We start from the raw sequence: 12,365 nt of genomic DNA on the forward strand, positions 1-12,365 counted from the left end.
TGATGTGCATTAAGTCTGGACGAAATGTCAAAAAACGAAAGTCAGGATCCTAAAAACGCTTAGCGTGCCGCTTCGTAAATACGACGGCTGACGTCCAGGGTGATGTCGCCGTGCTCGCCGATCTGCGTCATACCGTGTGCTTCCAGCTTCGCCAGCAGGGCAGGGATGGAGCTGCCGTCCAGGCCGTAGTCAGAGAGACGCGTTGGCACGCCCAGGCTTTCAAAGAAGTGACGGGTGGCTGCAATTGCGGCATCAATACGCGCATCGTCGGAACCCTCGGTGATGTTCCAGACGCGTTCGGCGTACTGGAGCAGTTTGGCGCGTTTAGCGTCACGTTTTTCATTCCACAGCGCAGGCAGAACCACCGCCAGCGTCTGGGCGTGATCCAGGCCGTGCATCGCCGTCAGCTCGTGACCGAGCATATGGGTCGCCCAGTCCTGTGGCACGCCTGCACCGATAAGGCCATTCAGTGCCTGTGTTGCAGCCCACATCACGTTAGCACGCACGTCATAGTTTTCAGGTTCTTTCAGCGCTTTCGGACCTTCTTCAATCAGCGTCAGCAGAATGCCTTCCGCGAAACGATCCTGAATTTTGGCGTTCACCGGGTAAGTGACGTACTGCTCAACGGTGTGAACAAAGGCGTCGACCACGCCGTTCGCCACCTGACGCGCAGGCAGGGTATAGGTGTAAACCGGATCGAGGATCGCGAACACGGGCTGAACGTGTTCGTTCATAAAGGCCTGCTTGTCACCGGTGGTTTTACGGGAGATGACCGCGCCTTTGTTGGACTCAGAGCCGGTGGCCGGCAGCGTCAGCACGGAGCCCATCGGGATCGCACTGCTGATGTCGCTGCCGCCCGTTTCCAGAATATGCCACGGGTCGATGCCGTCAGCGTAATGCGCTGCCGCCGCGATGAATTTGGTGCCGTCCAGCACGGAACCGCCGCCCACCGCCAGCAGGAAAGTGATCTGCTCGTCACGGGCGATTTTTACCGCGTTCATCAGCGTTTCATAAGACGGGTTAGGCTCGATACCGCCGAACTCGCGTACGTCCAGCCCTTCCAGAGCGCTGTAAACCTGATCCAGTACGCCGGTTTTTTTCACGCTGCCGCCGCCGTAGGTAATCAGGACGCGGGCGTCCGTCGGGATTTGCGCGCGCAGGTCAGCGATAGCGTCTTTACCAAACAGAATGCGGGTTGGGGTGTGAAGATTAAAGTTGTTCATGGCTTGTTCCCTGTAGTGGGTAGAAAATCGTGGTGGCGCAGAAGGCAACCTGATGCTGCACATTGTGGCGGGCAGGCGCTATCCTCTCAATGCACATTCCTGCCGATGTCTTGCCCATTTCTACAGCGCTCTGGAGAAACGGTAAGAAAATGCGCACACTGTTAGCGTCGGAAACCGTACCCGGAGTAACTGAAAATGAACCGTGATGCCATCTGCCGCCAGCTAACGTCGCAGATTAAAAGACTGATAGATAACGGAAATGATTCGGCTGAGCTGTTGCCGGATATCCGATTGCTCTACGGTACCCAGCCCGGAACGCGCACCCCGGTGATGTATCAGCCCGGCATCGTGTTTCTCTTTTCTGGCCATAAGATTGGCTATATCAATGAGCGCGTGTTCCGTTACGACACCAATGAATATCTGCTTCTGACAGTACCTTTACCCTTCGAATGTGAAACTTTCGCGACAGAGGAGGTACCGCTGGCCGGGATCCGCGTCAACGTCGACATTCTCCAGTTGCAGGAGTTGCTGATGGAGATTGGGGAGGACGAACTTTTCCGGCCGTCGATGGCGGCAAGCGGTATCAACTCCGCGACCTTATCGGAGGAAATTCTCTGCGCGATTGAACGCCTGCTAGACGTGATGGAAAGGCCTCTGGACGCGCGTATTCTCGGAAAGCAGATTATCCGCGAAATTCTTTACCATGTGCTGCTGGGACCGGGCGGCGGGGCGCTGCTGGCGCTGGTAAGCCGGCAAACGCACTTCAGCCTCATTAGCCGCGTGCTGAAGCGCATCGAGAGCCAGTACACGGAAAACCTCAGCGTTGATCAGCTGGCGGCGGAAGCCAATATGAGCGTCTCGGCGTTTCACCATAACTTTAAATCCGTCACCAGCACGTCGCCATTGCAGTACCTCAAAACCTACCGTCTGCATAAGGCGCGGATGCTGATGATCCACGATGGCATGAAGGCCAGCGCCGCGGCGATGCGGGTCGGGTATGAAAGCGCGTCGCAGTTTAGTCGGGAGTTTAAGCGTTACTTCGGCGTCACGCCGGGGGAAGATGCGTCACGTATCAGAACCATGCAGGGAGCGTGAGGGGAAACGGAGGCCGGGTAAGCGGTAGCGCCACCCGGCTTTTATTTATGCGCTGCAATACTTTTTCTTGATCACCACCGCAATGGTCCCCACCAGCCCTGCAACCAGCAGGAAAATCGGCAGGATCATCAGGAAGGTCATCACCTGGTCTTCATGGCGCTTAACAAAGGGGATCATATTCAGCGCGTAGCCGAGCGTGGTAACCACGCCCACCCAGAGCAGGGCGCTCAGCCAGTTGAAGAACTGGAAGCGGCGGTTAGAGAGGCCTGAAATACCCGCCATGGTAGGCAACAGGGTGCGAACGAACGCCAGAAAACGCCCGGCAAGCAACGCCAGCAGGCCGTGACGGTCAAACATGCAGGTCGCGCGCTGATGATATTTATGCGGCAGCTGCGCCAGCCAGCCTTTCACCACGCGGGTGTTTCCAAGCCAGCGCCCTTGCAGGTAGCTCAGCCAGCAGCCGAGACTGGCCGCAGAGGTGAGGATCACCATTGTCGGTGCGAAGTCCATCACGCCCTTGCCGATTAACGCACCTGCGAGCAGGAGCAGGCTGTCACCGGGTAAAAATGAGGCTGGCAGTAATCCATTTTCCAGAAACAGCGTCGCGAACATCACGAAATAGACAATCCCGACGACATGTGGGTCCGCCAGCGCGGCAAAATCGTGTTGCCAGAGCGCCGTGATGATATTTTGAATAACAGCCATGGACTTTCCTGTGGAACAGCAGATATAACGCTATTGTACTCCCAATTTTGCCTGTCGGGGTTGATCGCAGGCGCATCTCATACAGACTTTTCTGCTTGCGGTGTTCAGAATAGCGTCCAGGGAGTACATGTCAGCCAGCACTTTACACGATGCGCTCAAATCCTGCCGATAAATCCGCAATTAAATCGTCCACATTTTCCAGCCCGATATGCAGGCGGATTAAGGTCCCCTCGAAGTCCACCTCGCCGCCCGGGCGCAGGGCCGCAATCTGCTCCGGCTGATTGGGCAGGATCAACGATTCAAATCCACCCCATGAATAGGCCATGCTGAAGAGGGTAAAGTTATCCAGATAGCTTGCCAGCTCGGCGTCATTCAGGCGCTTCTTAAGAACAAATGAGAACAACCCGCTGCTGCCCGTAAAGTCACGTTGCCAGTATTCATGGCCTTTGCTGCCCGGCAGCGCCGGATGGTTAACGCGCTCCACCTGTGGATGCAGCGCCAGCCACTGTGCAATTTGCAGGCTGCTTTCGTGATGCTGACGCAGACGCACGCCGAGCGTACGGATGCCCCGGCTGGTCATGTAGGCGGTATCGGCATCCACCATCTGGCCCATCAGGTAGGCGTTTTCACGCAATTGCTCCCAGCAGCGGGCATTAGATACCGCCGTACCGATCATGCCGTCTGAGTGGCCAATCAGGTATTTGGTCGCCGCCTGAATGGAGATATCGATGTCAAATTCCAGGGCTTTAAACAGCACACCTGCCGCCCAGGTGTTGTCGATCATGATGATCGCTTCCGGCGCTATGCTGCGCACCGCCTTCACGATGGCCGGGACGTCATGCACTTCCATGGTGATGGAGCCGGGAGATTCCAGGAACACAACGCGCGTGTTGGGCTGAATAAGCCCGGCAATACCGGCCCCAATCAGCGGATCGAACCAGCTGGTGGTGACGCCGAGCTTGCTGAGTATTTTGGTGCAGAAGTCCTGGCTTGGCTCGTAGGCGGTATTGGTCATCAGGATGTGGTCACCCTGTTCAACAAACGCCAGAATGGTATTGGCGACCGCCGCCGCACCGCACGGGAACAGCGCGCAGCCCGCGCCGCCCTCCAGTTCGCACATGGCTTCCTGCAACGAGAAATGGGTTAACGTGCCACGGCGACCGTAAAACAGCCCGCCCTTCGCGCGATTACGCGTGGCGATTTTTTTATCTTCGACGGTATCAAACACCAGCGAGGAGGCACGCTGGATCACGCTGTTGACCGAGCCCTGGGTGTATTTTTTACTGCGTCCTGCCTGCACCAGCGTGGTCTCAAGCTGCTTTTTAGTCATGTTCGCTAACCCTATTTTTATACGTCTGGACGTCCAGACTACCACGATTGTCAGAATGTGCATCCGGATGCTTATCGAATAAGCAGAAAATATTATCAAATATTCGCACAAGAAATTTTTACTGCGTAAGCGCAAGGAAAGTGAGCGAAAATTACGGCACTATGTAAATACTAATGAGAACTACTATCAATTCGACGACGTTTTGATATTATTACGTTCAGATTGTGTGATTTGCGTCCTGGAGATACAGAGTGGGTAATAATTTGATGCAGACGGATCTCTCCGTTTGGGGCATGTATCAACATGCTGACATCGTCGTTAAGGTTGTGATGATCGGCCTGATTCTGGCGTCCGTGATCACCTGGGCTATCTTCTTCAGCAAGAGCGCCGAACTTCTTTCACAAAAACGCCGCCTCAAGCGTGAGCAGAAGCAGCTGGCGGAAGCCCGCTCTCTGGATCAGGCTTCTGATATCACCTCATCCTTCCATGCGAAAAGCCTGACTACCCTGTTAGTGAACGAAGCGCAGAACGAGCTGGAACTCTCCGCAGGCAGTGAAGATAACGAAGGCATTAAAGAGCGTACCGGCTTCCGTCTGGAGCGTCGCGTTGCGGCCGTGGGTCGTCATATGGGCCGCGGTAACGGCTACCTGGCGACTATCGGCGCTATCTCCCCGTTCGTCGGCCTGTTCGGTACCGTCTGGGGCATCATGAACAGCTTTATCGGTATCGCCCAGACGCAGACCACTAACCTTGCGGTCGTCGCGCCGGGTATCGCAGAAGCGCTGCTGGCAACGGCTATCGGTCTGGTTGCCGCTATCCCTGCGGTAGTTATCTATAACATCTTCGCGCGCATGATTGGCAGTTACAAAGCCACACTGGGTGACGTTGCCGCGCAGGTTCTGCTGCTGCAAAGCCGCGATCTGGACCTGAACGCCAGCGCCGTTAAACCGGTGCATGCGGCGTCCAAACTGCGCGTAGGTTGATTGTATGGCAATGCGTCTTAATGAAAATCTGGACGATAACGGTGAAATGCATGAGATCAACGTGACGCCGTTTATCGACGTCATGCTGGTTCTGCTGATTATCTTTATGGTTGCCGCGCCGCTGGCGACGGTGGACGTGAAGGTGAATCTGCCAGCGTCCTCCAGCCAGCCGCAGCCGCGTCCGGAAAAGCCTGTCTACCTGTCCGTGAAGGCCGATAAGTCCATGTTCCTGGGCAACGATCCGGTGACGGATGCCTCGGTTATTCCGGCGCTGGACCAGCTGACCGGCGGCAAGAAAGACACCACCGTCTTCTTCCGCGCGGATAAAACCGTCGATTATGAAACCATGATGAAGGTAATGGACACGCTGCATCAGGCGGGATACCTGAAGATTGGTCTGGTCGGCGAAGAGAAAGCGGCCGCGAAGTAAAACGAAGGCGAAGCCGCCTTCCGTGCCGGGTGGCGGCTTCGCCTTACCCGGCCTACAATCTCAGGCTAGCGCCGCCGGGCGAACCACGTTGTCAGCAGTTAGAAGATGTTGTTGACGCCTCTTCATCGAGCGCCACGCAGGTGACGTTTGATGTGCGATAGTTGCCTTCCGAGAGTTTACGGGTCAGGCGCAGGGTGGCTGTCTCGCGTGCCAGCAGGTACTGATAGTTCGTCTCCAGTCGCCCAAGGATCTTCTCTTTAAGCTCAGGGCGCAGCTCAATAATAGCGTTCATCACCGCGCCGTAAATCTCCTCTTTGGCCTGCAAGGCATAAATTTCCCGACGGTTCTGCCATTTCAGGCGCACCAGCGTGGCCGGAATCGAAACCAAGTCCTGCGTTATTCGCGTCATCTCGTCATTTTTTATCTTTTTCAGGGCGTCGAGATTCTGCTTTAAGATAAATTCATCGCTTTTCTTATCATCTAAAGTCAAATAAACGTTATTACCGCTATCATCATTCACGTTAATCATCCCCCAGGTTATAAAAAATGGGATTGTTTTTTTCACGCGTAATTAAGTTAAGCCAAATTTCATTGCCAGCTTCATTTATTTGCTGTGTTTTCTCGGCCATTATTTGACTTAGAGCCTGGGCATCTATTTCCCCTTCGGCCTGTAAATCATTTAGCAGATGAACTAAGGCTTCAATCTTGATGGCACGAAATAACCGTTCTTTTAAATGGCGATCGTGCTCTTCCAGCACCATATTACGGGATTTGCCGGTGCGTGAAACACCAATTAATATATCGGCTTCATAGTCGGAGAGTTTTCTTTTTCCTTGAGTGAAATTCGCCTCTTTATCTGCTTCCGTCGAAGGCTGTTCCACAGGCGTAATGTGGTACTTTGCCGGGACAAGATTGTCGGGCAGCATTTTAATTTCCTTTAATTTCAAAAGGGTGGGGTTGGAAAAAGGGTGAGATTCGTTGACAATATCATGAGGCAATTTTAAAATCAAAAAAAATGGAGCCTACCCATGAACAGCATTTTCTTCACGGTCGTAACGTTACTATTACTGACCGCTGGCGTGCTTTTATTGATGCAAGAGTTCAATAAAACGAAAGTGTCAAATGACGCCAGTGAACCACCGCAGCCTGAATTGATGTCCAAAGAGGAGGGGGAAGATCATTTCTCCGTCTTGATGAACGCCGTGACGCCAGTCTGGTACTGGCGGGTGAATCACGAATATATCGATTTTCTCCATGCGACAATTAAGCGAATGAAAATGGCCGAAATTAATGATACGCCCGGCCTGTTCGACGCGCAGCGCCGCTGTAGCGACCTTAATTCGGCGGTCTATAAATATTACGACAATATCAAAAAGCGCTGTTTGAATGGCGAGAAGGTGTCGTATTCCGATTTAGACGTATTAAATCTGCGCCAGTGTTTTCGCGAGTTTAGCCTGGAAGCCTACCCGGAACTGGTCGCACTGGTCTGGCCGGAGTATGCGCGTCCGGATGTGGATCCCAACGAGGTATAGTTGAGATATACTGAGCGCTGGTTTCGTTTGCAGACAGGATTTTATGGAACGCTTCTTTGAAAACGCAATGTATGCCTCTCGCTGGCTGCTCGCACCCGTCTATTTTGGTCTCTCTCTGGCGCTGGTCGCCCTGACGATCAAGTTCTTCCAGGAGATATTCCACGTCCTGCCAAACATTTTCTCCGTGGCAGAAGCCGATTTGATTCTGGTTCTGCTGTCGCTGGTGGATATGACGCTGGTAGGAGGATTACTGGTGATGGTGATGTTCTCCGGTTATGAGAATTTCGTCTCTCAGCTTGATATCGCCGAGCACAAAGAAAAGCTCAACTGGCTGGGGAAAATGGACGCCTCATCGCTGAAAAATAAAGTCGCGGCGTCGATTGTGGCGATTTCGTCTATTCACCTGTTACGTGTCTTTATGGATGCTAAAAACGTCCCGGATAATAAGCTGATGTGGTATGTGATTATCCACCTGACGTTTGTACTGTCGGCGTTTGTAATGGGGTATCTGGATAAGATCAGTAAGAAATAATTTTACAGCGCCCCTCACCCTGCCCTCTCCCCAGAGGGGAGAGGGTGTTCAAGTTCCCTCTCCCCTCTGGGGAGAGGGTTAGGGTGAGGGGCGAAAGCATCGGACCGCACTATTTATTTATCCGACGACGCCTGCCACAAATTCAGCTCACCATCCGCCACGTGCTGGTCAATCCGCGTCAGTTCATCTTCGGTAAAGCACAGGTTATTCAGCGCCTGAACGTTCTCTTCCAGTTGCTCCGGGCGGCTCGCGCCAATCAGCACTGACGTTACACGTGTATCTTTCAACAGCCAGCTTAGCGCCATCTGCGCCATCGTCTGCCCGCGCGCATGCGCCATCTCGTTCAGCAGACGAAGGCTGCTCAGGTTGGCTTCCGTCAGCATTTTCTCCGTCAGGCCGCGCACTTTTTTCCCTTCGCGCTGCATACGTGAACCGTCCGGAATACCGTTCAGGTATTTTCCGGTCAGCAGGCCCTGCGCCAGCGGGGTAAAGGCGATACAGCCCGTTCCGTTTTTCTCCAGCGCGTCCAGCAGACCAGTCTTGTCGACCCAGCGGTTAAGCAGGTTGTAAGACGGCTGGTGGATCAAAAGCGGGATCTTCCACTCGCGCAGCAATTCGGCCATCGCCGTCGTGCGTTCCGTGGAGTAGGACGAAATGCCGACGTACAGCGCTTTTCCGCTCTGCACCGCGTGTGCCAACGCGGCGGCGGTCTCTTCCATCGGCGTGTTTTCGTCTACGCGGTGAGAATAGAAAATATCCACATACTCCACGCCCATGCGTTTCAGGCTCTGGTCGAGGCTGGCGAGCAGATACTTACGTGAACCGCCCGAACCATACGGTCCTGGCCACATGTCGTAGCCCGCTTTGGTGGAGATGATCAGCTCGTCGCGATACCCGGCAAAATCTTCTCGCAGCAGGCGGCCAAAATTTTCTTCAGCGCTGCCTGGAGGGGGGCCGTAGTTGTTGGCAAGGTCAAAATGGGTAATGCCGAGATCGAAGGCCTTACGCAGCAGCGCGCGCTGGGAATCGAGCGCCTGAATGTGGCCAAAGCTGTGCCACAGACCCAGCGACAGCGCCGGTAAGCGCAGGCCGCTTTTGCCGCAGTATCGGTACTGCATGTTTTCGTATCGGCCGGTGTAAGGGTGCCAGGACATGATGTCTCCTTTCTTATCGGTGAATTTTCGAAACAGCGTTTTTATTCTAAGCTTATCAAATCATAAATCATGGAGATAAGCGATGACGCGCCTGACTGCCAAAGATTTTCCGCAAGAGCTGCTTGATTACTATGACTATTACGCCCACGGTAAAATCAGCAAACGCGAATTTCTGAATCTCGCGGCGCGCTATGCCGCAGGCGGCGTAACGGCGCTGATGCTGTTTAATATGCTTAAACCCAACTACGCCCTCGCGGAGCAGGTTAAATTCACCGATCCCGATATTCGTCCGGAATACATCACTTATCCCTCGCCCAATGGTCACGGCGAAGTGCGCGGTTACCTGGTGAAGCCGGCCAAAGCTACCGCGAAAATGAGAACCGGGGGCTGAATCCCTATATTGAAGACGTGGCACGACGCGTGGCGAAAGCGGGGTATATCGCGCTGGCTCCCGACGGCCTGAGCTCGGTGGGGGGATACCCCGGCAACGACGACGAAGGAAAGGTTTTGCAGCAGAAGGTCGACCCGACAAGGCTGATGAACGACTTTTTTGCCGCCATAGAGTTTATGAAAAATCATCCGGAAGCCACCGGGAAGGTGGGGATTACCGGTTTTTGCTACGGCGGCGGCGTGTCGAATGCCGCCGCCGTAGCGTATCCGGAACTCGAGTGCGCGGTGCCCTTCTATGGTCGTCAGCCGCGGGTGGAGGATGTGCCAAAAATTAGCGCGCCGCTCCTGCTTCATTATGCCGAGCTGGACAAAAATATTAACGAGGGCTGGCCTGCCTATGAAGCCGCGCTGAAATCAAATAATAAGGTTTATGAAGCGTATATCTACCCCGGCGTAAACCATGGATTTCACAACGATTCTACCCCACGCTATGACCAGCCCGCAGCCGAGCTGGCCTGGTCAAGAACGTTAAGCTGGTTTAAAAAATATCTGGAATGATAAGCCCTGCTTAAATAAATCATCACAAAGGGTTATCTTTTCCCCTGTCCCTGCCGATAACGAGGGTAGTACTCGCCTCTGGGCGAATTCACCCTCACGGCAAGGAATACTCAATGAAGATGCTTCGTAATTTCACCATCCGTTTCGTCATGCTGACGGTACTGGGGATCTTTTGTGTCATGTGGGCAGGCGTGGGGCTTTATAGCACCTGGTCTCTGTCTCGTGTTTCTGATGGTAATGACGTTGACCGCCAGCTGGTCAGGCAAATGACGGTGCTGAGCCAGGGCAACGATCAGTATTTCCGTTTCGTCACCCGCCTGAGCCGGGCGATGGAAGCTAAAGCAGCGGGCGGCACGCCGGACCTGGCTCCTGCTCAGCAGGCGCTGGATAACATGAGTAAAAAGCTGGCAGAGATGAAGGCTATCTCCCCGGGCCCGATGGATGAAAAGGTCTCTGCGCAGGTGATTTCCACCTGGCAGGCGCTGCTCGATCGGGGCGTTACGCCTCAGATGGTGCAGGCAAAGCAGGCGACGCTCGAAGGCTATCGTCAGCATGCCAACAACGTTACGCCGCCGCTAAGCCGCGCGTTTGGCGCCGCGGTTGAGAACTTTAACAATTCTGCGGTGAAGGCGCTCGACAGTACGCGCGTTGTGGTCGACAGCCTGACCAGCATGACCCGGACGGTGATTATTACCGCCACGATCGTGGGTCTGCTGATCCTGCTGTTCACCGACCGCTACCTGGTGGCGCTGCTGGTAAAACCGCTGGAGCGTATCCGTCAGCAGTTCCGCCAGATTGCGCAGGGCGATCTCAGCCAGCCGATTGAGCCCATTGGCCGCAACTGCGTGGGGCAACTGGTTCCGCTGCTAAGCGCCATGCAGGACAGCCTGCGGGAGGCGGTCAGCACGATTCGTTCCGGCAGCGAGAATATCTGGCGCGGGGCAACGGAGATCTCCAGCGGGAATAACGATCTCTCTTCGCGTACCGAAGAGCAGGCCGCTGCGCTGGAAGAGACCGCGGCCAGCATGGAGCAGCTTACCGCAACGGTGAAGCTGAACGCCGAAAGCGCGCGCCAGGCCAGCCAGCTTGCGGATGTCGCCTCCAGTACGGCCAGCCGCGGCGGGTCGCTGGTAGACGATGTGGTCACGACCATGAGCGGCATTTCGGACAGCTCGAAGAAAATTGCTGAAATCACTACCGTTATCAACAGCATCGCCTTCCAGACCAATATTCTGGCGCTGAACGCCGCGGTGGAAGCGGCTCGGGCCGGGGAGCAGGGGCGCGGTTTTGCGGTCGTGGCGGGTGAGGTGCGTAATCTGGCCAGCCGCAGCGCGAATGCGGCAAAAGAGATCGAAGGGCTGATTGCGGATTCCGTTGCCCGCGTGGAGCAGGGGGCGCAGCTGGTGAACGATACCGGCACGACGATGGAAGCTATCCTGCGCGACGTGACGGAGGTGACCGTCATTATGAAGCAGATCGCCACCGCGTCAGAGGAGCAGAGCAAAGGTATTTCTCAGGTCGGCGTAGCCATCACGCAGATGGACGGCGTGACCCAGCAGAATGCCTCGCTGGTGGAGCAGGTTTCCGCCGCTGCGGCCGCACTGGAACGGCAGACCGAAGAACTCCAGCGCTCAGTGCAGAAGTTCCGTCTCTCCGCGTAACATCATCGCGTCAGGCCGTCTCTGGCGGCCTGACATTTATCGCTCTGAATAATCTGTGTCACCTGCGACAGCTGACCGATTTTCACTTCGCTTGCCCGCATAAATTTACTTTTGTCGATCAGCAGCAGCGACTGGCTGGCCCGGTTTAACAGCAGCGCCTTAAAGCCCGCGTTGTGCTCGGACGGATCCCAAAGGATGCCATGCTCATCAACCCCTTCACACGAGAAGATAAACAGATCGATCTCCAGTCCTTTAAGCTGCGTCACCAGCGCCGGATTAACATAGCAGCGATACTTACGCTCAAGCGTTCCGCCGGAGCAGATAAGCGTGATCCGCTCGCGCTTTGCCATCTCGTGGCAGACAGGCAGGCTATTGGTAAACACGGTGAGTTCGATATCCGGAAGCTGGCGCGCCAGATGAAAGCAGGTCGAGCTGGCGTCGAGGGCGATGGTCATCCCTTCGCTGATCCAGCCCAGCGCGTGTCGGGCAATATCGGCTTTGTCGGCATAATGGCTTTTCAGGCGTGCGCCAAAGGGTTCACCGCTGTCGCGGCTGTCCGGGTGAATCAGACGCGCACGCCCGTGCTGGCGCAGAAGTTTCCCCTGCTGCTGTAACGACTTCAGATCCCGGCGGATCGTCTCTTTGCTGACGGAGAGCTTTTCAGCCAGGGCATCGGTGGTCAGCCAGTCACTTTTACTCAGCAGGGTGATGATGCTCTGCTGTCGGGTCGCTTTTAGCGTCTGGTCTGACATTCGAGGATCCTTGCTCACGC

At 55.1% G+C, this 12,365-nt stretch carries 13 protein-coding genes and 1 pseudogene; 7 read left to right on the plus strand and 7 right to left on the minus strand.

All coding sequences use genetic code 11. The annotated features are described in order from the left end of the window. Positions 1–59 precede the first annotated feature (59 nt). Positions 60–1,223 carry an alcohol dehydrogenase gene (yqhD, locus tag ACNQ0T_RS04080; protein ID WP_063152153.1) on the minus strand — a complete coding sequence of 388 codons (1,164 nt, stop codon included), beginning with the start codon at positions 1,221–1,223 and terminating at the stop codon, positions 60–62. 195 nt (positions 1,224–1,418) lie between these two features. Between yqhD and ACNQ0T_RS04085 the strand changes: the two genes are divergently transcribed. Further along, entirely contained in the window at positions 1,419–2,318 is a 900-nt protein-coding gene (locus ACNQ0T_RS04085) for an AraC family transcriptional regulator (RefSeq protein ID WP_017382749.1), read from the plus strand. Positions 2,319–2,363: 45 nt separating this feature from the next. On the opposite strand, the gene yghB is transcribed toward ACNQ0T_RS04085, so the two are convergent. Then, positions 2,364–3,023 (minus strand): DedA family general envelope maintenance protein YghB, encoded by a 660-nt coding sequence (gene yghB, locus ACNQ0T_RS04090; RefSeq protein WP_015571869.1) that lies wholly within the window; start codon positions 3,021–3,023, stop codon positions 2,364–2,366. 142 nt (positions 3,024–3,165) lie between these two features. Next, positions 3,166–4,353: a cystathionine beta-lyase gene (gene metC / locus ACNQ0T_RS04095; RefSeq protein ID WP_023306940.1), complete on the minus strand. Its 1,188-nt coding sequence runs from the start codon at positions 4,351–4,353 to the stop codon at positions 3,166–3,168. Positions 4,354–4,604: 251 nt separating this feature from the next. Here metC and exbB point away from each other — a divergent pair, with 251 nt between their 5' ends. Next, complete coding sequence (gene exbB / locus ACNQ0T_RS04100) at positions 4,605–5,336, plus strand: tol-pal system-associated acyl-CoA thioesterase (protein ID WP_023298602.1); 732 nt, start codon at positions 4,605–4,607, stop codon at positions 5,334–5,336. 4 nt (positions 5,337–5,340) lie between these two features. Beyond that, on the plus strand, positions 5,341–5,766 hold the full coding sequence (exbD, locus tag ACNQ0T_RS04105) for a TonB system transport protein ExbD (RefSeq protein WP_023298601.1): 426 nt from the start codon (positions 5,341–5,343) through the stop codon (positions 5,764–5,766). 91 nt (positions 5,767–5,857) lie between these two features. Here the strand turns inward: exbD and ACNQ0T_RS04110 are convergent, their stop codons facing one another. Together ACNQ0T_RS04110 and ACNQ0T_RS04115 are read right to left on the minus strand one after the other, a co-directional pair. Further along, positions 5,858–6,295, minus strand: a complete 438-nt coding sequence (locus tag ACNQ0T_RS04110) for a hypothetical protein (protein WP_023298600.1) — start codon at positions 6,293–6,295, stop codon at positions 5,858–5,860. Continuing rightward, positions 6,288–6,692 carry a hypothetical protein gene (locus tag ACNQ0T_RS04115; RefSeq protein ID WP_023298599.1) on the minus strand — a complete coding sequence of 135 codons (405 nt, stop codon included), beginning with the start codon at positions 6,690–6,692 and terminating at the stop codon, positions 6,288–6,290. The genes ACNQ0T_RS04110 and ACNQ0T_RS04115 overlap by 8 nt, the downstream gene beginning before the upstream one ends. A 102-nt stretch (positions 6,693–6,794) precedes the next feature. Here ACNQ0T_RS04115 and ACNQ0T_RS04120 point away from each other — a divergent pair, with 102 nt between their 5' ends. Together ACNQ0T_RS04120 and ACNQ0T_RS04125 are read left to right on the plus strand one after the other, a co-directional pair. Further along, positions 6,795–7,298, plus strand: a complete 504-nt coding sequence (locus ACNQ0T_RS04120) for an ESA_00282 family adhesion-associated protein (protein WP_023298598.1) — start codon at positions 6,795–6,797, stop codon at positions 7,296–7,298. A gap of 43 nt (positions 7,299–7,341) precedes the next feature. Then, positions 7,342–7,830, plus strand: coding sequence for a TIGR00645 family protein (locus ACNQ0T_RS04125; protein WP_006811956.1), 489 nt, complete (start codon positions 7,342–7,344; stop codon positions 7,828–7,830). A 113-nt stretch (positions 7,831–7,943) separates the two neighbouring features. Here ACNQ0T_RS04125 and ACNQ0T_RS04130 read toward each other — a convergent pair whose 3' ends face one another. Next, complete coding sequence (locus tag ACNQ0T_RS04130; RefSeq protein WP_023298596.1) at positions 7,944–8,984, minus strand: aldo/keto reductase; 1,041 nt, start codon at positions 8,982–8,984, stop codon at positions 7,944–7,946. An 82-nt stretch (positions 8,985–9,066) separates the two neighbouring features. Here ACNQ0T_RS04130 and yghX point away from each other — a divergent pair. Together yghX and ACNQ0T_RS04140 are read left to right on the plus strand one after the other, a co-directional pair. Beyond that, a pseudogene (gene yghX, locus ACNQ0T_RS04135) lies at positions 9,067–9,932 on the plus strand (YghX family hydrolase). A gap of 113 nt (positions 9,933–10,045) precedes the next feature. Then, positions 10,046–11,593, plus strand: a complete 1,548-nt coding sequence (locus tag ACNQ0T_RS04140; RefSeq protein WP_022649391.1) for a methyl-accepting chemotaxis protein — start codon at positions 10,046–10,048, stop codon at positions 11,591–11,593. Positions 11,594–11,595: 2 nt separating this feature from the next. Here ACNQ0T_RS04140 and fucR read toward each other — a convergent pair whose 3' ends face one another. Next, positions 11,596–12,345, minus strand: a complete 750-nt coding sequence (gene fucR, locus ACNQ0T_RS04145; protein ID WP_038416725.1) for an L-fucose operon activator — start codon at positions 12,343–12,345, stop codon at positions 11,596–11,598. Between the last annotated feature and the right edge of the window lie 20 nt (positions 12,346–12,365).

It is taken from the genome of Enterobacter cloacae complex sp.6700776, assembly GCF_048284255.1.
Lineage (GTDB): Bacteria > Pseudomonadota > Gammaproteobacteria > Enterobacterales > Enterobacteriaceae > Enterobacter > Enterobacter intestinihominis.

What these genes read in the sequence shown, in the direction of transcription:
- metC (WP_023306940.1), bottom strand. Translation starts at nt 4,353, where the DNA reads ATGACTAAAAAGCAGCTTGAGACCACGCTGGTGCAGGCAGGACGCAGT.
- ACNQ0T_RS04115 (WP_023298599.1), bottom strand. Translation starts at nt 6,692, where the DNA reads ATGCTGCCCGACAATCTTGTCCCGGCAAAGTACCACATTACGCCTGTG.
- exbD (WP_023298601.1), top strand. Translation starts at nt 5,341, where the DNA reads ATGGCAATGCGTCTTAATGAAAATCTGGACGATAACGGTGAAATGCAT.
- ACNQ0T_RS04125 (WP_006811956.1), top strand. Translation starts at nt 7,342, where the DNA reads ATGGAACGCTTCTTTGAAAACGCAATGTATGCCTCTCGCTGGCTGCTC.
- ACNQ0T_RS04085 (WP_017382749.1), top strand. Translation starts at nt 1,419, where the DNA reads ATGAACCGTGATGCCATCTGCCGCCAGCTAACGTCGCAGATTAAAAGA.
- yghB (WP_015571869.1), bottom strand. Translation starts at nt 3,023, where the DNA reads ATGGCTGTTATTCAAAATATCATCACGGCGCTCTGGCAACACGATTTT.
- ACNQ0T_RS04120 (WP_023298598.1), top strand. Translation starts at nt 6,795, where the DNA reads ATGAACAGCATTTTCTTCACGGTCGTAACGTTACTATTACTGACCGCT.
- fucR (WP_038416725.1), bottom strand. Translation starts at nt 12,345, where the DNA reads ATGTCAGACCAGACGCTAAAAGCGACCCGACAGCAGAGCATCATCACC.
- ACNQ0T_RS04110 (WP_023298600.1), bottom strand. Translation starts at nt 6,295, where the DNA reads ATGATTAACGTGAATGATGATAGCGGTAATAACGTTTATTTGACTTTA.
- ACNQ0T_RS04130 (WP_023298596.1), bottom strand. Translation starts at nt 8,984, where the DNA reads ATGTCCTGGCACCCTTACACCGGCCGATACGAAAACATGCAGTACCGA.
- yqhD (WP_063152153.1), bottom strand. Translation starts at nt 1,223, where the DNA reads ATGAACAACTTTAATCTTCACACCCCAACCCGCATTCTGTTTGGTAAA.
- ACNQ0T_RS04140 (WP_022649391.1), top strand. Translation starts at nt 10,046, where the DNA reads ATGAAGATGCTTCGTAATTTCACCATCCGTTTCGTCATGCTGACGGTA.